Source organism: Streptomyces sp. NBC_01016, from assembly GCF_026341035.1.
GTDB lineage: Bacteria > Actinomycetota > Actinomycetes > Streptomycetales > Streptomycetaceae > Streptomyces.
The window spans coordinates 3,776,702-3,797,905 of record NZ_JAPEOQ010000001.1 but is presented as its reverse complement, the minus strand read 5'-3'; the positions used below and the strand labels follow the sequence as shown (position 1 = coordinate 3,797,905).

Annotated in this window: 14 protein-coding genes and 3 pseudogenes; 10 read left to right on the top strand and 7 right to left on the bottom strand. The window is 69.9% G+C overall.

Annotation, left to right across the window (positions count from 1 at the left end; all coding sequences use genetic code 11):
* Positions 1 to 328: 328 nt before the first annotated feature.
* The 5 genes from OG746_RS17170 to OG746_RS17150 all read left to right on the top strand — a co-directional run bounded on the left by OG746_RS17170 (position 329) and on the right by OG746_RS17150 (position 7,946).
* Positions 329 to 2,158, top strand: a complete 1,830-nt coding sequence (locus tag OG746_RS17170) for an AMP-dependent synthetase/ligase (RefSeq protein WP_266715488.1) — start codon at positions 329 to 331, stop codon at positions 2,156 to 2,158.
* A 132-nt stretch (positions 2,159 to 2,290) separates the two neighbouring features.
* Positions 2,291 to 3,553: an ABC transporter substrate-binding protein gene (locus tag OG746_RS17165; RefSeq protein ID WP_266715487.1), complete on the top strand. Its 1,263-nt coding sequence runs from the start codon at positions 2,291 to 2,293 to the stop codon at positions 3,551 to 3,553.
* Between the two features lie 22 nt (positions 3,554 to 3,575).
* Positions 3,576 to 6,263, top strand: coding sequence for an ABC transporter permease subunit (locus OG746_RS17160; protein ID WP_266715486.1), 2,688 nt, complete (start codon positions 3,576 to 3,578; stop codon positions 6,261 to 6,263).
* Positions 6,260 to 7,000, top strand: a complete 741-nt coding sequence (locus tag OG746_RS17155; protein ID WP_266715485.1) for an ABC transporter ATP-binding protein — start codon at positions 6,260 to 6,262, stop codon at positions 6,998 to 7,000. The genes OG746_RS17160 and OG746_RS17155 overlap by 4 nt, the downstream gene beginning before the upstream one ends.
* Before the next feature lie 154 nt (positions 7,001 to 7,154).
* The gene (locus OG746_RS17150; RefSeq protein WP_266719007.1) at positions 7,155 to 7,946 is read left to right on the top strand and encodes an aldo/keto reductase; all 792 of its coding nucleotides are present in this window, start codon (positions 7,155 to 7,157) and stop codon (positions 7,944 to 7,946) included.
* A 93-nt stretch (positions 7,947 to 8,039) separates the two neighbouring features.
* On the opposite strand, the gene OG746_RS17145 is transcribed toward OG746_RS17150, so the two are convergent.
* The 3 genes from OG746_RS17145 to OG746_RS17135 form a co-directional block, all read right to left on the bottom strand.
* Positions 8,040 to 8,969: a class I SAM-dependent methyltransferase gene (locus tag OG746_RS17145; protein ID WP_266715484.1), complete on the bottom strand. Its 930-nt coding sequence runs from the start codon at positions 8,967 to 8,969 to the stop codon at positions 8,040 to 8,042.
* 118 nt (positions 8,970 to 9,087) lie between these two features.
* On the bottom strand, positions 9,088 to 10,449 hold the full coding sequence (locus OG746_RS17140) for a glycoside hydrolase family 6 protein (protein WP_266715483.1): 1,362 nt from the start codon (positions 10,447 to 10,449) through the stop codon (positions 9,088 to 9,090).
* A 14-nt stretch (positions 10,450 to 10,463) separates the two neighbouring features.
* Complete coding sequence (locus OG746_RS17135; protein ID WP_266715482.1) at positions 10,464 to 11,642, bottom strand: glycoside hydrolase family 5 protein; 1,179 nt, start codon at positions 11,640 to 11,642, stop codon at positions 10,464 to 10,466.
* A 360-nt stretch (positions 11,643 to 12,002) separates the two neighbouring features.
* On the opposite strand from OG746_RS17135, the pseudogene OG746_RS17130 reads away from it, so the two are divergent.
* From OG746_RS17130 to OG746_RS45435, 4 genes and pseudogenes are all read left to right on the top strand, one after another.
* Positions 12,003 to 13,919: pseudogene (locus tag OG746_RS17130) on the top strand (glycoside hydrolase family 48 protein); the annotation flags it as partial.
* 111 nt (positions 13,920 to 14,030) lie between these two features.
* Entirely contained in the window at positions 14,031 to 16,349 is a 2,319-nt protein-coding gene (locus tag OG746_RS17125; protein WP_323179619.1) for a beta propeller repeat protein, read from the top strand.
* A 61-nt stretch (positions 16,350 to 16,410) separates the two neighbouring features.
* Positions 16,411 to 16,548 (top strand): annotated as a pseudogene (locus OG746_RS17120) (DUF2568 domain-containing protein); the annotation flags it as partial.
* A gap of 100 nt (positions 16,549 to 16,648) precedes the next feature.
* Positions 16,649 to 16,693: pseudogene (locus tag OG746_RS45435) on the top strand (hypothetical protein); the annotation flags it as partial.
* A 168-nt stretch (positions 16,694 to 16,861) separates the two neighbouring features.
* Here OG746_RS45435 and OG746_RS17115 read toward each other — a convergent pair.
* The 3 genes from OG746_RS17115 to OG746_RS17105 all read right to left on the bottom strand — a co-directional run bounded on the left by OG746_RS17115 (position 16,862) and on the right by OG746_RS17105 (position 19,800).
* The gene (locus OG746_RS17115; protein ID WP_266715481.1) at positions 16,862 to 18,739 is read right to left on the bottom strand and encodes a rhamnogalacturonan lyase; all 1,878 of its coding nucleotides are present in this window, start codon (positions 18,737 to 18,739) and stop codon (positions 16,862 to 16,864) included.
* A gap of 93 nt (positions 18,740 to 18,832) precedes the next feature.
* Positions 18,833 to 19,372: a hypothetical protein gene (locus OG746_RS17110; RefSeq protein WP_266715480.1), complete on the bottom strand. Its 540-nt coding sequence runs from the start codon at positions 19,370 to 19,372 to the stop codon at positions 18,833 to 18,835.
* Positions 19,373 to 19,500: 128 nt separating this feature from the next.
* Positions 19,501 to 19,800 carry a 4a-hydroxytetrahydrobiopterin dehydratase gene (locus tag OG746_RS17105; RefSeq protein ID WP_266715479.1) on the bottom strand — a complete coding sequence of 100 codons (300 nt, stop codon included), beginning with the start codon at positions 19,798 to 19,800 and terminating at the stop codon, positions 19,501 to 19,503.
* 38 nt (positions 19,801 to 19,838) lie between these two features.
* On the opposite strand from OG746_RS17105, the gene OG746_RS17100 reads away from it, so the two are divergent.
* Positions 19,839 to 20,651, top strand: coding sequence for a helix-turn-helix domain-containing protein (locus OG746_RS17100; RefSeq protein ID WP_266715478.1), 813 nt, complete (start codon positions 19,839 to 19,841; stop codon positions 20,649 to 20,651).
* Here the strand turns inward: OG746_RS17100 and OG746_RS17095 are convergent.
* Positions 20,633 to 21,052 carry a hypothetical protein gene (locus OG746_RS17095; RefSeq protein WP_266715477.1) on the bottom strand — a complete coding sequence of 140 codons (420 nt, stop codon included), beginning with the start codon at positions 21,050 to 21,052 and terminating at the stop codon, positions 20,633 to 20,635. The genes OG746_RS17100 and OG746_RS17095 overlap by 19 nt on opposite strands.
* Between the last annotated feature and the right edge of the window lie 152 nt (positions 21,053 to 21,204).

Here is a 21,204-nt window from a genome sequence, read left to right as displayed (position 1 = left end):
GCCGGAGTGCGTGTCAGGCGCATCGAAGTGCGTGCTGGTCGCAGTGGTACCGTCCCCGGAACCGACTACTCCGTCTAAAAACTCGGACGCCGGTCGACGGTGACCTCTTTGCATAGATCCAATGGAGGCCCGTGAAGAGGGCCGGGAGATTACGCTCCCGAAACTTACTGTGGCGTAAGTATTCTGCCCAGCTCCACCCGATGTGGCCCGTTATAAACGTCTGACCTGTGCAAATTCCGCGCACCTTCTGCTCGTTGCAGGCACTCCCGCCAGGGCCCGAGGTCGGGTACCGTCACCGACGCTGTGCGGAGCGCCACAAGGAGCAACTTTGCGTGAGTTCACCAACCCCCCTGTGGCGTCGGCGCCGCTCGTCGGCGGCCTGGCCGACGCCGTGTTCGACCATGCCCTGGACACACCGGGGCATATAGCCCTGGCCCGTAAGGACCGGCACGACAAGTGGCAGGACGTCACGTCTGCCCAGTTCTGCGACGAGGTGATGGCCCTTGCCAAGGGGCTGCTCGCGCAGGGCATCCGGTTCGGCGACCGGGTCGCGATCATGTCGCGAACCCGTTACGAGTGGACGCTGTTCGACTTCGCGCTGTGGACCATCGGCGCCCAGGTCGTCCCCATCTACCCGACGTCCTCGGCCGAGCAGGTCTTCTGGATGCTGTACGACGCCGAGGTGTCGGCGGCGATCGTGGAGCACGAGGACCACGCGATGACCGTCGCCACGGTCATCGGGCGGCTGCCCCATCTGCACCGCCTGTGGCAGCTCGACGGCGGTGCCGCCGACGAGATCACCGCGTCCGGCACCCACATCGACGACGAGACGGTGCACAGGCACCGCCGCGCGATCACCCCCGAGTCGACGGCCACGATCATCTACACCTCCGGCACCACGGGCCGGCCCAAGGGCTGCGTGATCTCGCACGGCAACTTCATGTACGAGGCCGACACGATGATCACGCGCTGGGAGCCGGTGTTCTCCTCCAAGCGCGACCGCACCCCGTCGACGCTGCTCTTCCTGCCGCTCGCCCATGTCTTCGGGCGGATGGTGGAGATCGCGACGATCCGCGGCGGCGTGAAGCTGGCCCACCAGCCGGAGCTGCGCGCGTCCGCGCTCATGCCCGACCTTCAGTCGTTCCAGCCGACGTTCATCCTCGCCGTGCCGTACATCTTCGAGAAGGTGTTCAACGCGGCCCGCAGGAAGGCCGAGAACGAGGGCAAGTCGGGACCGTTCGAGAAGGCCATCGAGTGCGCCGTGAAGTACGCGGACGCGCAGGAGGCGAAAGCATTCGGCACGGGTCCAGGACCCTCCGCCTCGCTGCGCATGCAGCACTCGGTCTTCGAGAAGCTCGTCTACTCCAAGGTGCGCGCCGCGCTGGGCGGCCGGGTCCGGCACGCGATGTCCGGTGGCAGCGGCATGGACCGGCGGCTCGGCCTGTTCTTCGCGGGTGCGGGCGTCACGATCTACGAGGGCTACGGCCTCACCGAGTCGACGGCCGCCGCGACCGCGAACCCGCCCGAGCAGACCCGCTACGGCACGGTCGGCCAGGCGATACCCGGCTCCAGCGTGCACATAGCCGACGACGGCGAGGTGTGGGTCTACGGCGGCAACATCTTCCAGGGTTACCTCAACGACCCGAAGGCCACCGACTCCTCCCTGTACGACGGCTGGCTCGCCACGGGTGACCTTGGCTCCCTCGACGAGGACGGCTACCTCACCATCACGGGCCGCAAGAAGGAGATCCTCGTGACCTCCGGCGGCAAGAGCGTCTCGCCGCAGCAGCTGGAGGAGCGGGTGCGCGACCACCCGCTGATCGCGCAGTGCCTGGTCGTCGGCAACGACCGCCCGTACATCGCGGCGCTCGTCACCCTCGACACGGAGGCCGTCGACCACTGGCTCGGCATGCGCGGCAAGCAGTCGATGTCCCCGGCGGACCTGGTGCGCGATCCGGACCTGGAGACGGAGGTGCGGCGCGCGGTGGTGGCCGCCAACACGCTGGTCTCGCAGGCCGAGTCGATCCGTACGTTCCGGATCCTCGCGCACCAGTTCACCGAGGAGCACGGGCTGCTCACGCCGTCCCTGAAGCTGAAGCGCAAGGCGATCGAGCAGGCGTACTCGGCGGAGGTCGACGCGCTCTACGGGACGCTGTAGCCCACTTAAGCTCCCGCGGCGATCGAGCGGCCGCCGGTAACTGACGGGTCATCAATTACTGACGCGTCAGTTATTGACGGTTCATCAGGTCGGACACAGAATCACCCTCACTCCGACGGAGGGGGACCGACCGTGTCGCGACCGATCCGCGCCATCACCGCCACCGTGGCGGCACTCCTGCTCGCCACCGCCTGCAACTCCACGGCCAACAGCGGGAACAACTCCGCCGGTGGGCAGGGGAGTTCGGTCCGAGGTGTGACCGACGACAGCATCAAGGTGGGCGGCATCGTCTCCATGACGACGTCGAGCGGCTACAGCAAGAAGGACACCGACCTCGGCGCGAAGGCCCGCTTCGACCGGGCCAACGCCGAGGGCGGCGTGAGCGGCCGCACGATCGACTACCTGGGCGCGGAGGACGACGGCCAGGACCCGGCGAAGAACCTCGCCGCGGCCCGCAAACTCGTGCAGCAGGACAAGGTGTTCGCGATCTCGCCGATGAGTTCGGTGACGTTCTCCGGCGCGGACTTCCTGCAGAAGCAGAAGGTGCCGACGTTCGGCTGGGGCACGCTCCCCTCGTTCTGCGGACCGACGTACATCTACGGCTACGGCGGCTGCATGGTGCCGATGCCGGGCGGCACCATCTCGCAGACCTGGCCGGAGGGTCTGAAGAAGGTCACGGGCGGGGCGCAGGGGAAGACCGTCGCGATCCTCGCCAACGACAACGACGCGGGTACCTTCGCCATCCGCACGTACAAGCAGTCCTTCAAGTCGGCCGGCTACAAGGTCTCGTACGCGAAGGCGACCGTGCCGGCGACCGCGGTGCCGAGCGACTGGTCGGCCTACACGAAGGAACTGCTGCGCAGCGACGGCGGGAAGGCGCCGGACGTGGTCGTCTCCGTGATGCAGACGCCGTACAACATCGGCCTGTTCACGGCGGTCAAGCGCACCGGGTACAAGGGCGTCATCACCGACCCGACGGACTACGACCCCGGGCTTCTCGCCAAGAAGGCGACGAAGCAGGCGCTCGACGGGGTGCACGTGCTGCTGTCCTTCGAGCCGTTCGAGGCTCACACGCCCGAGATGAAGCAGTTCAAGGCCGACATCAAGAAGGCGTCCGGGGGCAAGGAGATCCCCCTCAACATGCACATGATGACGGGCTACATGAGCGCCGACCTGTTCCTCGACATCGCGAAGAAGGCGGGCAAGGACCTGACGGTCGCGTCGTTCCAGAAGGCGGCGAACGGCTTCTCCGACACCGGCACGCTCGTCGGCGACCGGGCGCTGCCGCGCGGGCGCACCGAGTCGTTCGGCTGCGGGGCGCTCGCGCAGCTCAAGGACGGGGCGTACCGGGTGTCGTCCGCGTTCAAGTGCTATCCGCCGATCCCCTTCAAGTAGGCCTGAGAGAAGGGCTGTTCACGTGACGGATCTTCTTGCCTTCGTGCTGAGCGGGCTCGTGTCGGGTGCGCTGTACGCGCTGCTCGCCACGGGGCTCGTGCTCTCCTACTCGGCCTCCGGGCTCTTCAACTTCGCGCACGGCGCGACCGCTTACCTCTGTGCGCTCGCCTTCTACGAGCTGCACTCCGGCTTCGGCTGGCCCGCCGTGCCGACGGCGCTGCTGCTCGTCCTCGTCGTGGCTCCCCTGCTGGGCTGGGGACTTGACCGCATGATGTTCCGAAAACTGGCGCGGGTCGGCGAGACCGCGCAGATCGTGGCGACGATCGGGCTGCTCGTCGCGCTGCCCGCGCTGGGGCTGTGGATCGTCGAGCTGTTGGAGGACGCGGGGGCTCCGGTCAAGCCTGCGGAGAACCAGTTCGGTCTTCCCGGGGTCGGGCCGAGTCCGGCGAAGAACTGGCAGTTGATGGACGGCGTGGGCATCGACTCCGATCAGCTGATCACGTGGGTGACGACCGCGGTCGTCGCGCTCGGGCTGTGGATTCTGCTGCGCCACACGGCACTTGGGCTCAAGCTGCGGGCGGCCGTCGACAACCGTTCGCTCGTCGAGCTGCGCGGGATCAGCGCGGACCGGCTCTCGTCGGTGGCGTGGATGCTGTCCTCGGTGCTCGCGGGCCTGGCCGGTGTGCTGGCCACTCCCCTGCTCGGGCTCTCCTCGCACGACTTCACGCTGTTCCTGTTCGTGTCGGCGACGGCCGCCGTGCTCGGCCGCTTCATGTCGATCCCGCTGGCCTTCGCGGGCGGGCTCGGGCTCGGGGTGCTCCAGAACCTGGTCGCGGGGTACGCCACGTTCGCCGAGAAGATCACCGGGTTCCGTACGGCGGTGCCGTTCCTGATCCTGTTCGCCGGGCTTCTGCTGCTCACGCGGCGGCAGCGCACGGCGGGCACGGTGGCGAGCGACGCGCCACCGGTGGACTATCTGGCGGGGCGGTCGTGGGCGCGGCGTTGGGGACCGTGGGCAACAGCCGCCGTGCTGATGGCGGTCGCTTTCTACACGGTGACGACGCCGTTCTGGAGCGGGATCCTCGCCCAAGGGCTCGCGATCTCCCTCGTGTTCCTGTCCTTCACCGTCGTCACCGGGCTCGGCGCGATGGTGTCGCTCGCGCAGGCCGCGTTCGTGACGGGCGCGGCGCTCGTCGCGGGACTGCTGATGAGCCACGGTGTGCCGTTCATCTGGGCGGCGCTGGCCGGGACGTGCGCGGCCGCGCTGCTCGGCGCGCTCGTGGCGCTGCCCGCGCTGCGGCTCGGCGGCCGCTCGCTGGCCCTCGCCACGCTCGCGCTCGCCTTCCTTGCGGACCAAGTCCTGTTCCAGCTCGGCTGGTTGAGGAACGGCGACACCGGCTGGGAGATCCCGCGCGCCGTCGCGGGCCCCGTCGACCTCGGCGACGACCGGGCGATGGGTGTGGCCATGGTCGTCCTGTGCACGGCGGCCGTGGCCGGGCTGAGCGCGCTACGGAACTCGCGGGCCGGGCGGGCCATGCTCGCCGTGCGCTCGGCGCCGGCCGCGGCGATGGCGTCCGGGGTCTCCGTGATCCGTACGAAGCTGCTGCTGTTCACGATCTCGGCGGGGCTCGCCGGGTTCGGCGGCGTGATGTACGCGTCGTACAACACCCGTATCACCGCGACCGACTTCACGGCGATGACCGGGCTGATCTGGCTCGCGGTGGTGGTCGCGGCGGGTGTGCGGCGGCCGCAGTTCGCGGTGATCGCGGGGCTGACGTTCGCTGTCGTCCCGCATCTCATCAGCGACTACCTGACCGAGTCGGTGCAGCTCCCGGTGATCCTCTTCGGCCTCGCGGGGCTCGCGCTCGCCAACGACCCGGACGGCTACTGCGCGGCGATCCCGGCCCGCCGCCACCGCCGGAAGACCGCCACGACGCAGATCGTCGACGACACACCGGCTTCGGCGCCCGACCCCGATGCCGCGCTCCAACTCGCGGGCGTGCAGGCCGGATACGACGGCGCCCGCGTCCTCCAGGGCGTCGATCTCACCGTCCGCCCCGGCGAGATCGTGGCGCTCCTCGGCCCCAACGGCGCCGGGAAGTCGACGACTTGCAAGGTCGCGGCGGGCCTCATGACACCGCTCCAGGGCGAGGTGTACGTCGCCGGGTCCGCGGCGGGCCGACAGGGCGCGGTCCGCCGGGCGCGGGCCGGGGTGGTGCTCGCACCGGAGGGGCGCGGCATCTTCCCGTCCCTCACGGTCGACGAGAACCTTGCGCTCCAACTCCCGGACGCCAAGGACCGGTTGGCGGTCTACGAGCGGTTCACCGGGATCGCCGCGCGGCGCGACGTCACCGCGGGCTCGCTCTCCGGCGGCGAACAGCAGCTCCTGGCGCTGGCCGCGCTGCTTCATCGCCCGCCCCGCGTCCTCATCGCCGACGAGCCCTCGCTCGGCCTCGCGCCGCGCGTCGCCGACGAGGTGTACCGGCTGCTCGCCGAACTCCGCGACGCGGGTACCGGGCTGCTGCTCGTCGAGGAGAAGGCGTCGGAGATCCTCGGCGTCGCGGACACCGTGGCGTACCTCGCGCAGGGCCGCGTCACGTGGTGCGGGCCGCGCGAGAAGGTGGAGGCCGAACGGCTCACGGAGGCCTACCTCGGCATCGCGGCGACCAGCACGATCGCAGCGACCAGCACCGAGGAGGCCCGGTCATGAGCGACACCTACGTACTGGAGGCCGAGGACGTCGGCGTGCGCTTCGGCGGCGTACGGGCCCTCGACGGGGTGGACCTGCGCCTCGCGGCCGGCGAGGTGTGCGGGCTCATCGGGCCGAACGGCGCGGGCAAGACGACGCTCTTCGACGTCGTCTCCGGGATCCGACGGCCCGACGCGGGCCGGGTCCTGCTCGACGGCGCGGACGTCACCCGCCGCTCCCCCGTCTGGCGGGCACGCCACGGAATGCGCCGCACGTTCCAGCGCCAGCAGCTGTTCGGGCAGCTCACGGTCGCCGACAACCTGCTGGTCGCGCAGGAGTGGCGGCGCGGCGGCGCCGATCCGGACCGCTCCCAGGGCCTGCTGCGCGACTGCGGCCTCGACGGACTCTCCGGTACGTACGCGGGAACGCTGCCGGTCGGCCGGGCCCGGATGCTGGAGCTGGCGCGGGCGGCCGCCGACCGGCCGCGCGTGCTGCTGCTCGACGAGCCCGCGTCCGGCATGACGGCCCAGGAGCGCGAGCTGCTCGCGGCGACGGTGCGACGCCTCGCCGGGGACGGCTGCGCGGTGCTGCTCGTCGAGCACAACGTGGCCTTCGTGATGGAGCTGTGCTCACGGGTCGTGGTGCTCGACCTGGGATCCGTGCTCGCCGAGGGGACTCCTGAGGTGATTCGGGCGGACACACGGGTACGCGAGGCGTACCTGGGGTCACAGCCCCCGGCGCAAAGCTCTCATACCTGACTGTCATGCTGGTGTCACCCACAGGAATGCGCGTACGCCCGTGATCGTTGACCATGGGGGTACCGCATTGTGCAGTGCCACCCATCACCGGACGAAAAAGGATCGACACCTCGTGAGCAAGGTTCCCCCGATCATCCTGAACAACGGCGTCGAGATGCCCCAGCTCGGCTTCGGCGTGTGGCAGGTGCCGGACGACGAGGCCCAGACGGCCGTCACGACGGCGCTGGAGGCCGGGTACCGCAGCATCGACACCGCCGCGATCTACGGCAACGAGGAGGGCACCGGCAAGGCCATCGCCAAGTCCGGCGTCCCCCGCGAGGAGCTGTTCGTCACGACGAAGCTGTGGAACGCCGACCAGGGCTACGACTCCACGCTGCGCGCCTTCGACACCTCCCTGGAGAAGCTGGGTCTCGACTACGTCGACCTGTACCTGATCCACTGGCCGCTGCCGTCCAAGGGCCTGGCCGTGGACACGTACAAGGCCTTCGAGAAGATCCACGCCGACGGGCGCGCCAAGTCCATCGGCGTCTCCAACTTCCTGCCGGAGCACCTGGACCAGCTGACCGCCGAGACCTCCGTGATCCCGGCCGTCAACCAGATCGAGCTGCACCCGCAGCTCCAGCAGCGCGCCTCCCGCGAGAAGCACGCGGAGCTGGGCATCGCGACCGAGGCCTGGTCGCCGCTCGGCCAGGGCAAGGGCCTCCTGGAGGTCCCGGCCATCGTCGCGATCGCGCAGAAGCACGGCCGTACGCCCGCGCAGGTCGTGCTGCGCTGGCACGTCCAGCTGGGCAACGTGGTGATCCCGAAGTCCGTGACCCCGTCGCGGATCAAGGAGAACATCGACGTGTTCAGCTTCGAGCTCGACACCGAGGACCTCGGCGCGATCTCCGCGCTCAACGAGGACCGGCGGCTCGGCCCGGACCCGGCGACGTTCGACGTGGCGTGACGCGTAGGCGTACTCGTACTCGTACTCGTACGTGAAAGGGGGCCCCGGCCGGGGCCCCCTTTTCGCATGTCCGGGCTCAGGGCCCTGACGGGCTCAGGCCTCCTTGACCGCCGTGTGCACGGTGTGCGCGGTCAGCAGGAAGAGGTCGTCGCGGCGGTACAGGCCCTGCGGGTCATTCGGGTCCATCAGCCGCTCCATCGTGGCGATGTCCTCGGCCGGGAGCGCCTCGGCGAAGACGTCCAGGCGACGCTTCCACAGGTCGATGACGGTCTCGCGGGCCTCGCCCGACAGCGGCGCGGGCAGGTCGAGCAGGAAGGTGCGGCTAACGGCGTTCGTCAGTCCCGCGTCGGTCAGCAGCTCCGTCCAGTTCTCCGTGTCCTGCTTGGCGCCGGGGAGCTTCGCGCGCATGTCGCCGAACCACTCCTCCTCGATGGCGTCGGCCCGCGCCTGCAGGCCGGGCTTGCCGAGGCCGAAGTCGCGCGGCAGGCAGCGCTGCGGCAGTCCGCCCTCGACGAGCGCGAGGGTGCCGCCGGGCGCGAGCCGCCCCGCGAGCGCGGAGACCGCGGCCCGCTGGTCGCCCACGTGGTGCAGGGAGCGGGCGGCCCAGATGAGGTCGGCGTGCGGCAACTCGTCGATGGCGTCCGGGAGTTCGACGCGCAGCGTGCTCGTACGGTCGGCGATCCCCTGCTGCGCGAACCGCTCCGTGGCGCGGGCGAGCAGCTTCTCCTCCGGGTCGGCCGCGATGACGCGGGCCTCGGGGAAGGCCTCGGCGAGGTGCAGCGAGACGGCCCCGGGGCCCGCGCCCGCGTCGACGATCAGGCCGGTGTCGGCGCCGGCGGGGCGGGAGGCGCGCAGCCAGTCGAGGGCCTGCGTGTAGAGCGGCTCGTACACGGAGGCGTTGCGCTCCAGCATGGGGATCATGTCGGCCCAGTCGATGTCCGTGTGGTCGTGCTGACCGTGCCCGCCGTGCTGCCCGTGCTGGTGCTGACCGTGCTGGTCGTGCTGGTGGTGGCCGTGTGCCATGTCGGGTGTCGCCGCCCTTCGTGCCCGTATGTCGTCCGTCGCCCTCAGGGTGCGCGGACGGCATACGGGCAGGCAAGCCACGTTGCCGAGTCGGCAATTTCCGGCTGCGGCAGCCGGGCTACAGCGCCGGGTGGGCGTTCTTCATGAGCTCCTGGAACTGGGCGGAGAACCAGTGCCCGGACACCGGAGCGTTCGGCAGCGCACCGGACAGGTTGTTGTTGTTCCGCGGGTTACCGGTGTACGTCGGGTCGCACATGCGGTCGAAGCCCTTGCCCTCGTCGTTGTCGATGGCCTCGCTCGACCCGTCCGACTCACCCGGCGGCTTGACCCACACGTACGCGTCGATCCCCGCTTCCGGAGAGGCCTGCGGCCGCTCGCCGAGACCCGCCCCGCTCTGGTTGCACCAGTTGCCGAGGTGGATCCGACGGTCGTAGCGCCCGCCGTCCACGTACGTGTCGACATCCGTACTCGCGCCCGGGCCCGTGGGCCGCTCCGAGCCGCCCCAGCCGTTGCGGGAGGTGTCGATCAGCATGCCGACGCCGGAGTCGAAGCCGGCCGTGACGAGCTGCTCGCGGAACCCCTGGGCGAAGGAGAGTTCATCGGTGTAGCGGTTCCAGTCGACCCACTTCGACTCGCGCACCGACTTGCCCGCGACGGTGTCGCCGATCTTGAAGTTCTCCTCCTTCAGGGCGCTGTAGTTGGCGGTGTTGGTGATGAAGCCCGCGACGTCGTCGACCGTGGCGCCCTCGGCGGTGGCCGCCTCGTGCAGTACCTGCGCGGTCGAGGCGAAGTTGTCGTCCCAGCCGATCCAGCCGTGGTGGCCCGCGTCCACGTAGTTGTAGACGTTCGGGGCGTCGCCGAGCTTGTTCAGGGCGTAGCCGACGCCCTTCACGTAGTTCCCGTTGGCCTTCATCGCGTCGCACTCGGGAGTGGCGGTGGGGCGGCTGCCGGTGTTGGTGACCAGGTTGGGCAGCGAGTCGATCTCCACCGTGTTCACGATCCGCAGGTCCGCGTACTTCGCGTCGGCGAGGATCGCGGCGATCGGGTCGATGTAGTCGGTCTTGTACTTGTCGATGTCCGTCGGGCCGAGTTCGCCGTTGGAGGCGAGCGCGGCGCAGTCACGGCCCGGCAGGTTGTAGATGACCAACTGCACGACGTCCGCGCCCTGTTCGAGGGCGGCGTCGAGGTGGTCGCGCAGGCCCATGCCGTCGCCGACGCCCTCGATGGCGGCGGTGCGGTCCAGCCAGACGGCGGTGGGCTGGTCGGCGATCTTGTCGCCGCCCGGCTCGGCGGCGGCCTTCGCCGACCACTCCGGATTGACGTAGACCTTGGCGCCCTCGTACGGATTGTCGACGCGCTCGGCGGCCTGGGCGCTGCCGCTTCCGGCCAGGGCGAGGCCGGCCGTCGCGGTGCCCGCCGCCACGAGGGTGGACAGGGCGAGGAGCAGGCTGCGGCGCTTGCGGTGGGTGTTGCGGCTCATGGTGGGGGTGCCCTTCAGTCGGTGGTGGCGGTGGGTCGGGCGGTGGCGAGCGCGCCCAAGTGGTCGCGCAGGCCCGCGCCGAAGCCCGTGGGGGTGCCGGTGTAGTCGGAGATCAGGGCCGGACCCGAGGAGCAGTCCCAGGTGTTCCAGGTCCAGCCGAGGTAGGAGGCGTCGTGCTCGTCGAGCCACGCCATGACGGTGTCGATGAAGCCGTGGGAGCAGTCGTTCTCGCCGATCTCGCCCGCGACGAGCGGCACCTCGGCCGCGACGGGCGCGAGCTGGGAGTCCCAACACGCTTTACTGGCACAGGTGTTGAAGTTGTAGACGTGCCAGGCCGCGGCGAGATTGCCGGTCGGGTCATCGGGCTTGTACGTGAGCCACTGGCTGACGTCGTTGGAGTACGCGATGCCGCCCGCCAGGATCAGGTTCTCGGCGCCGGTGTCGCGCACCGCGTCGACGAGGTCCTGCATGCCGGCGACCTCGTAGTCGATGCCGGGGCAGGTCCCGCCGTCCTTCCAACAGGCCCACGCGTCGGCCGTGTTGGAGGTCGCACGGTCCGGATACGGCTCGTTGAAGAGGTCGAGGGCGACCTCCGGTCGGCCCTTGAAGGTGCTCGCGACCGATGACCAGAAGTCCGGCGCGTACCGGGCGTCCGGCATCGGTTTCTGGCAGCTGGCGTGGACGTCGGAGCAGCCGGAGCTGTTGCCGGTGTACTGGCCGTAGGACCAGTGCATTTCCACGACCGGGGTCATCCCGTGGTCCAGTACGCGCTGCACCAACTCTTCGACCGCGGAACGGTAGTTGGCGCCCGCGTACGCGGGCTCGATGTTGTCGGTGCCGAGCCAGCACTCCTCGTTGAGGGGGATGCGGACCGTGTTGGCCTTCCAGTCCGCGATGGCCTGGACGGAGGCGTCGTCGACGGGGCCGTCGAAGATGCCGTGGCCCTGGACGCACATGTACTCGCCGCCCGAGCGGTTGACTCCGAGGAGGCGATGGTTCGCGCCGTCCGCGTCGACGAGCTTGTTGCCCTCGACGTGCAGGGCGGGTGGGGCGGCAGCGGCGGCCGGCGCGGCGTCCGCCGCCGGGAGGAGGGAGGGTACGGAGACCGCCAGTCCGACGGCCGCGAGCAGGGCGCCCGCGAGGACGGCGAACCGTCTCTTCCTGCGTTTTCTGCTGTGGGAAGGGTGACGCATGAGCAAGTCCTAACCGGTCTCGACGCCCCATGAATGGGCGCCCTGTACGGGTGGATGCCGCCTACAAGTCGCCACTGCCGTAAGGGAGGTTGCCGCCCGTCCCAGAAATTCTCAGTCGAATTGATTCGACAGTCGAATACCCGTCGGCCCCCTTGACATCATTCCGCCCCGCCTGTTTCTTGGGAGCGCTCCCACAGGTTCCGGCCCTCCGCACGGAGCTCCCCCAACCGAACCGACAGGAGGGACACCCGCATGTCCTCCAGAGCCCATCCCCAGCACGCCCGCGACGGGCTCAGCCGTCGCAAACTGCTCGCCATAGCGGTCGCCACCGTGGCGGCACCCGCCGGCATCACGCTCACCACCGCAGCTCAGAAGGGGTTCGCGGCCCCCGCGGCGGCCGCCGCCACCGAGTACGAACAGCGCTTCCTCGACCTCTACGCGAAGATCACCGCCACGGCGAACGGCTATCTCTCGCCCGAGGGGATCCCGTACCACTCGGTCGAGACCCTCATCTGCGAAGCCCCGGACCACGGACACGAGACGACGTCGGAGGCCTATAGCTATCTGATTTGGCTGCAGGCCATGTACGGCAAGGTCAACGGCGATTGGGGGCCGTTCAACGCGGCCTGGGAAACCATGGAGAAATTCATGATTCCCACCCATGACGATCAGCCCACGAACAGCTTCTATTCCGCGGCCAAACCGGCGACCTACGCGCCTGAATGGGACGAACCCTCGCAGTATCCCGCGCAGTTGGACCCGTCGATCACGGCGGGCGCCGACCCGATCGCGGCCGAGCTGAAGAGCGCGTACGGCACCGACGACCTGTACGGCATGCACTGGCTCCAGGACGTCGACAACACGTACGGCTACGGCGGCGACGGCACCACCCCGACGTACATCAACACCTTCCAGCGCGGCGCCCAGGAGTCCGTCTGGGAGACCGTCCCGCAGCCGTGCCGCGACGAGTTCGCATACGGCGGCAAGAACGGGTACCTGGACCTGTTCACCGGTGACGCGTCGTACACGAAACAGTGGAAGTACACCAACGCCCCGGACGCCGACGCCCGCGCCGTGCAGGCCGCGTACTGGGCGCATGTGTGGGCGTCGGCGCAGGGCAAGGAGGCCGATGTCGCGGCGACCGTCGCGAAGGCCGCGAAGATGGGCGACTACCTGCGCTACGCCCTGTTCGACAAGTACTTCAAGAAGGTCGGCGAGTGCACCTCGCCGTCGGGCTGCGCGCCGGGCGGCGGCAAGGACAGCGCGCACTACCTGGTGTCCTGGTACTACGCCTGGGGCGGCGCCACCGACACCTCGGCGGGCTGGGCCTGGCGCATCGGGTGCAGCCACACGCACGGCGGCTACCAGAACCCGCTCGCCGCGCACGCCCTGTCCTCGTACGCCGCGCTGGCCCCCAAGTCGGCGACGGGCAAGGCGGACTGGGCGACGAGCCTGAAGCGGCAGGTGGAGTTCTACCGCTGGCTCCAGTCGGACGAGGGTGCCATCGCGGGCGGCGCGACGAACAGCTGGAAGGGCCGGTACGCCGAACCGCCGGCCGGCACCCCGACCTTCTACGGCATGTACTACGACGAGGCGCCGGTCTACCACGACCCGCCGTCGAACCAGTGGTTCGGCTTCCAGGCATGGTCCATGGAGCGCGTCGCCGAGTACTACCACGAGACGGGCGACGCGGACGCGAAGGCCGTGCTCGACAAGTGGGTGGCGTGGGCGCTGTCCGAGACGGAGATCGCCGCGGACGGTTCGTTCACCTTCCCTTCGACGCTGAGCTGGTCGGGCGCCCCGGACAGCTGGGATGCCTCAAGTCCCGGCGCCAACACGGGACTTCACGCATCCGTGGTCGATCACACCAACGACGTGGGGGTGGCCGCGGCGTACGCCAAGACCCTCACGTACTACGCCGCCAAGTCCGGCCACGCCGAGTCGAAGACGACCGCGAAGGCCCTCCTCGACGGGATGTGGAACGACCACCAGGACGACCTGGGCATCGCACTGCCGGAGAAGCGCGCCGACTACAACCGGTTCGACGACGCCGTGTACGTGCCGAGCGGCTGGACGGGAACCATGCCGAACGGCGACACGATCGACTCGACGTCCACCTTCTCCTCGATCCGCTCCTTCTACCGGGACGACCCCGACTGGGCGAAGGTCGAGGCGTACCTGGCCGGCGGCGAGGCGCCCACGTTCACGTACCACCGGTTCTGGGCCCAGGCGGACATCGCGCTCGCCATGGGTTCGTATGCGGAGTTGCTCGAATAGCGACCCGCTGAAGGCGGCTCCGTGTCACCACCGGGCCGGGTGGCTTCCTCCTCCCCGAGGGCCGCCCGGCCCGCACCCCTGTTTCCGACGACCCACCCCTGGGATCCCCCTATGCGAAGACCACGCACCCGGCTGCTCACGGCAGCCGTACTCGCCCTGACCGCAAGCCTGTTGACACACTCTCAGGCGGCGCAGGCGGATCCGCCCGAGCGGACGCGAGTCGCCGCCGACACCTACACCTGGAAGAACGCCCGGATCGACGGCGGCGGCTTCGTCCCCGGCATCGTCTTCAACCGCAGCGAGAAGAACCTCGCCTACGCCCGCACCGACATCGGCGGCGCCTACCGCTGGGAGCAAGGCACCAAGTCCTGGACTCCGCTGCTCGATTCGGTCGGCTGGGACGACTGGGGTCACACAGGCGTGGCCTCGCTCGCCACCGACTCCGTCGACCCGGACAAGGTGTACGCGGCCGTCGGCACGTACACGAACGACTGGGACCCCGGGAACGGCGCGATCCTGCGCTCCGCGGACCGGGGCGCGACGTGGAAGAAGGCCGACCTCCCCTTCAAGCTCGGCGGCAACATGCCGGGCCGCGGCATGGGTGAGCGCCTCGCGATCGACCCGCACGACAACAAGGTGCTCTACCTGGGCGCGCCCAGCGGCAAGGGCCTGTGGCGCTCGACGGACGCGGGCGCGACGTGGTCGCAGGTCACGGCCTTCCCGAACCCCGGCAACTACGCGGCGGACCCGTCCGACACCTCCGGCTACTCGTCCGACAACCAGGGCGTGGCGTGGGTGACGTTCGACGAGTCGACGAGCACCGGGACCGGCCGTACGAAGACGCTCTACGCCGGGGTCGCCGACAAGGAGAATTCGGTCTACCGGTCGACGGACGCGGGCGCGACCTGGGAGCGGGTGGCCGGCCAGCCCACCGGCTACCTCCCGCACAAGAGCGTCCTCGACGCCGAGAACGGCTACCTGTACGTGGCGTACAGCGACACCGGCGGCCCGTACGACGGCGGTAAGGGCCAGGTGTGGCGGTACGCGACGAAGACCGGCGAGTGGAAGAACATCAGCCCGGCGGCCGACGCGGACACGTACTACGGCTACAGCGGCCTGACGCTCGACCGGCAGCACCCCGGCACGGTCATGGTGTCCGGCTACAGCTCCTGGTGGCCCGACACACTGATCTTCCGCTCCACGGACAGCGGCGGCACATGGACGAAGGCGTGGGACTACTCCTCGTACCCCACCCGGGAGAACCGGTACACCATGGACGTGTCGTCCGTGCCATGGCTGTCCTGGGGCGCGAACCCCACCCCGCCCGAGCAGTCGCCGAAGCTGGGCTGGATGACGGAGGCGCTGGAGATCGACCCGTTCGACTCGGACCGGATGATGTACGGGACGGGCGCGACGATCTACGGAACCGAGGACCTCGGGAAATGGGACACGGGCGGCAAGTTCTCAATCACCCCCATGGTCAAGGGACTTGAAGAAACAGCGGTCAACGACATCGCATCCCCACCCTCCGGCGCCCCCCTCCTGAGCGCCCTCGGCGACATCGGCGGCTTCCGGCACACGGACCTGACGAAGGTCCCGTCGATGATGTTCACCTCCCCCAACTTCACGTCGTCGACGAGCCTGGACTTCGCCGAGTCCAAACCGGACGTGGTGGTGCGCGCCGGCAACGTCGACTCGGGCGCACACGTCGCACTCTCGAACGACAACGGCGCCAACTGGTACGCGGCGGGCGCCGATCCGTCGGGTGTCACGGGCGGCGGCACGGTGGCGGTGTCCGCGGACGGGTCCCGGTATGTGTGGAGCCCGGACGGCGCGGGCGTGCAGACGGGAACGGGTTCGTCGTGGACGGCGTCGAGCGGGGTCCCCGCGGGCGCGACGGTCGAGTCGGACCGCACGGACCCGTCAACCTTCTACGCCTTCAAGTCGGGTACGTTCTACGCCAGTTCGGACGGCGGAGCGACCTTCACGGCGAAGGCGTCGACCGGCCTCCCCGCGGACGGGCCTGCCCGCTTCAAGGCGGTGCCGGGCGCCAAGGGTGACATCTGGCTCGCCGGCGGCTCGACGCAGGGCGCGTACGGCCTGTGGCACTCGAAGGACGGCGGCGCCACGTTCACCAAGGTGTCGGGCGTCGAGGAGGCGGACACCATCGGCTTCGGCAAGGCGGCACCGGGCGCGACGTACCAGACGCTGTACGCGAGCGCGAAGATCGACGGCGTACGCGGCATCTTCCGCTCGACCGACGCGGGGGCCTCGTGGACCCGCGTCAACGACGCTGCCCACCAGTGGGGTTGGACGGGCGCGGCAATCACGGGCGACCCGCGGGTGTACGGCCGCGTGTACGTGTCGACGAACGGGCGCGGTGTCATCTACGGCGACACGTCGGAGGCACGGCGGGGACACCGGAACTGACACACTGACCCCGCCGCGCGGCGTTCGCCCGCGGAGGGGTACTGGGGAGGGGAACTCAGTCATGTCGTCGTCCGCGTACGGATTCGGCTTTCACCCATTGGTTCTCGGCGTGCGGTTCGCGCTGGAGCTGACGGCTCTCGTGTGTTTCGGCGTGTGGGCGTGGGCCACCGCGAACGGCGCGCTGCGCTACGTCCTGGTGGTGGCGGTGCCGTTGGCGGTGGCCGTGCTGTGGGGGGTGTTCGCCACGCCGGGTGACGAGTCGCGGTCGGGCGACACGGTGATCGCGACGCCCGGGACCGCTGCGGTTCCTGCTGGAGCTGGGCGTCTTCTTCGGGGGCGCGGCGGCGTTGTACGCGGCCGGCTCGCATGCCGTCGCCACGACGCTGGTGGGTGTGCTCGTCGTCTTCCACGCCCTGTCGTGGGACCGGGTGGTCTGGCTGTTCCGGCACTGAGAGAGCGTGGCGCCCCACGGCCCGGACGGGTCGTGGGGCGCCGTGGTCGGTGCAAGCCGGTTACGGCGTCGTGATCGTCGGTCGCGGCGCCTTCGCCATGCCGTCGCCGATGAAGAAGCTCGGGTGCGGCGGCTGGTTGTACGCGGTGTTCTGCCAGGCCAGGGCCGTGCGGTACTGCGTGTCCTGGAGGAGCGTCGTGATGCGGGTCGACGTCTGGACCGGCGTCGAGTAGATCCGCAGCGCCGTGTTGTTCGTGGTCGGCCAGACGACCTCCTCGCGCCAGTCGCCGAGGATGTCACCGGAGAGCGCCGGGGTGGACTTCGTGCCGTTGTTGGAGTGGACGCCGGAGCCCGTCAGGAGGCGGGTGTCGGCGGACGTGCCGTACTTGTCGATGTGGGTGCCGTCGAGGAGTTCGCGGGTGGTGTCACCGTCCCACCAGGACAGGAAGTTGGTGGACGACGGCTTGTGCGAGTTCACGACCGTGCCCTTGGGGTCACGGACGCCCGACTCCGCCGAGGACCAGGACTCGGCGCCCGCACTGCCGGACCAGATGTCGGCGGAGACACCACGGCCGTTGTCACCATTGGTGCCCGTCTTCCAGATGACACTGCCGGTCTTCGCGTCGGCCATCCAGGACGACGGCTTGGAGCTGTCCTCGTCGACCTTGAACTCTTCGAGTCCGGACCGCGACGGGTCGAGGTCGCCGACGTGCATGGCGTCTCCGTGCCCGTTCTTCGTCGTCCACAGCCCGGAGCCGTTGTCGTCGACGGCCATCGCGCCGTAGACGATCTCGTCCTTGCCGTCGCCGTCGACGTCCGCGACGGACAGCTGGTGATTGCCCTGACCGTCGTACCCCTTACCGGAGTTGGTGGAGGCGTTGGTGTCGAAGGTCCAGCGGCGCGTGAACCTTCCGTCGCGCCAGTCCCACGCCGCGATGACGCTCCGCGTGTAGTACCCGCGCGCCATGATGAGGGAGGGCCGGGTGCCGTCGAGGTAGGCGGTCCCGGCCAGGAAGCGGTCCACCCTGTTCCCGTACGAGTCGCCCCACGACGACACCGTGCCGCGCGCGGGAACGTAGTCGACGGAGCCCATGGCGGCGCCGGTCTGCCCGTTGAACATGGTCAGGTACTCGGGCCCGGAGAGCACGTAACCGCTGGAGTTGCGGTGGTCGGCCGACGAGCTTCCTATCACCGTGCCCTTGCCGTCCTTCGTCCCGTCCGACGTCTTCATGGCGACCTCGGCCTTGCCGTCGCCGTCGTAGTCGTACACCTGGAACTGGGTGTAGTGCGCGCCGGAACGGATGTTCTTGCCGAGGTCGACGCGCCACAGCCGCGTGCCGTCGAGCTTCACCGCGTCGACGACGGTGTTGCCCGTGTAGCCGGACTGGGAGTTGTCCTTGGCGTTGGTGGGCTGCCACTTGAGGATGAACTCGAGGACGCCGTCGCCGTCAAGGTCACCGACGGAGGCGTCGTTGGCCTCGTAGGTGTAGGCGACGCCGTCGGGGGTCGTGCCCCCTGCCGGTGGTGTGATCGGTACGTCCGTGTAGCCGCTGCGGAGCTGGATCGCGTGCGCCGAATCGGGCTGTTCCGTGCCGTTCACGACGGAGCGGACCGTGTAGTCGGCGGAGCTGGGCGCGCCGTCGTGGAAGAAGTTCGTGGAGCCGGTGATCGGGGCGGAGTTGACCTTCGTACCGGCGCGGTAGACGTTGAACGCCACGTCGTCCGGGTCGGTGCCGAGCCACCGCCAGCTGACCAGGTTGCCGGCGTCGGTGTGCACGCTGACCAGTCCGCGGTCCAGCTTCTCGGCCTGCCGGGCGGTGGCGGCGGACGCGTCGTCGCCGGGCAGGAGCGTCAGCCCCGTTCCGGCCAACGCGGCGGCCGTGGCGGCGGCGAGGAACAGACGACGGCGTCTGCGGTGGGGGCGGGGGCGGCGGGGCATCGGGGGTCTCCTCGGTGAAGGCGTGCGGGTGAGATGTGTGCGTACATCTGTCGCCGCCGGGCCCGTCGAGGTTGCCCCTTACTCCCACACGACTTACTCCCGCGCGACGTGGACGGCGGCGGACGACGCCGCCTCCGTGACCGTCCAGACGGCCATGCCCCACAGGGAGAGCGCCGAGACGAGGCCCACGACGAGACGGACGACCGGGTCCGGGCCGTTCAGGAGCCACACCGCCAGGCCCGCGACTCCGGCCGCGGTCAACAGGGCGGCCGGCACGCGCAGTCGGGGCTGCTCGAACATCGCCGCGAGCGGCAGGAAGTGCAACCCCACGACGACCGCGACCAGCGGCGGAATGAGCACGGCCGTACCGGTCCTGACGCACACCTGGGAGACGACCAGGATCAGCAGCCACTGGATGCCGTTGACCTGGAGGAACCGCCGTCGCAGGTCGGCGGGGAACGGTTCGCTGGCCGACGCGGGAAGAAGACGCCGCGCGGCGAGCATCAGCCCGATCGCGGCGGCGCAGCCGACCACCATCGCGATCAGCCGCGCCGAACTCTCGAATGTGCTCGTGGCCAGTAACCACCAACCGAGCCCGAACAGTGCGAGGAACCCCACCCCTGACTTGAACATGACCGACACCTTAAGCTGCGCGGTCCGTCGGGTGGGGTGGTTGCGGTGGGCGGATCTCCCCCACCCCGCCCCTTCCCGAAACCGGGGCTCCGCCCCGGACCCCGCCGGCTCTCGTCCCAGGGCGGGGCTTAAAGATGTCCCCCAGCCAGCTTCTCGACCCGCTCCGCCAGCGCGAAGTCCTTTGCCGTGAGGGCGCCGTCCGCGTCGTGCGTGTTCACCGCGAGGGTCACCGTGTTGTAGCCGAGCGTCAGGTTCGAGTGGTGGTTCAGGGCCTCCTGGGTCTGCGCGATGTGCATGACGAGTGCCGCCGCCGCGAAGTGCGAGTCCAGGCGGTACGTGCGCGTGAGCGCGCCGTCTTCCACGGACCAGCCCGGCAGTTCGGTGAGGCGGTCCTCGATGTCCTTCTGGGAGAGCGGTTCAGTAGGCATGCCTCCAGCGTGCCACCGGATCCGGCTACGGTCTTCCCATGACTGCCGCAGCGCGCAAGAACACGTCAGAAGTGGGCGCCCTGCTGCGCGGCTGGCGCGAGCGGCGGCGGGTCAGCCAGCTGGAGCTCGCGCTGCGGGCGGACTCCTCGGCGCGGCACATCAGTTTCGTGGAGACGGGGCGTTCGCGGCCGAGCCAGGACCTCGTCCTGCGGCTCGCCGAGCATCTCGACGTACCGATGAGGGAGCGCAACGCCCTTCTCCTTGCGGCGGGTTACGCGCCGCGGTTCAAGGAGACCCCGCTCGACGACCCCTCGCTCGGCGTGCTGCGCGAAGGGCTCGAAACGCTGCTGCGCGGCTACGAGCCGTACCCCGCGTTCATCGTCGACGCGACGTTCAACGTGATCGCGGCGAACGGCGGCATCGCCCTGCTGATGTCCTCGGCGCCCGCGCACCTCCTCACCGAGCCGCTCAACGCGATGCGGCTCACGCTGCACCCGGAGGGCCTCGCGCCGCGGATCAGGAATCTGCGCGAGTGGCGGGGGCATCTGCTGGCACAGATGGAGCAGCAGATCGCGCTGACCGGGTCGGAGCCGCTGCGGGAGCTGTACGAGGAGGTGTCCGCGTATCCGCTGCCGCCGGGCCGCCCGGCCGGGGACGAGCCGGTCGCGCCCCCGTTGCCGTACTTCGCGCTGCCGATGGTGATCGAGCACGAGGGGCATGTGTTGTCGTTCGTGTCGTCGATCTCGACGTTCAATACGCCGATGGACGTGACGGTCGCAGAGCTGGCCGTGGAGACGCTGCTCCCGGCCGACCCGGCGACGGCGAAATACCTTCACTCCGCGCTGGGCTGACCCCGCAGCGCGGCGTACTGGAGCCCCGCGAGCGCCGCCACCACCACGGCCTGCAGCGACCCGTACACCATCCCGGCCGTGCTCGGCTCCAGCCAGGCGAACAGCGCGACGAAGCTGAGCACCGTCCAGGCGAGGTTGACCTCGACCACGGTGCGCACGCCGAGCGCGGGCGGGCTGCTGCGCGCGGCGAGCGCCGCGACCGCGGCGGCGTACGCGATCAGGCCGGCGCCCAGTCCGAGCAGCAGCCCCGGATCGATGCCGAGGAAGCGGCCGATCGGCCCGGAGGCGGCGACGTAGGCGAGGCCGTTGAGGCCGGTGCCCAGCGCGTCGGCGCCGAGCAGGCGGCGCAGCCAGGTGCGACGGGCCTGGACCGGGGTGCTGGTGAGCGTGGTGGCGGACATGGGGATCACCCTCCGTCATCGGGTCGGTGACACCACCCTGCCCGTGCCCGGGTGGCGGGTCGATTACGTCCGGGGTAATGCCCGGCCGCCGGCCCCGCGCCCGACTCGTACGGCCCCGGCCGAGGTGTGCCCCCGGCGGGCGCCCATTAGCG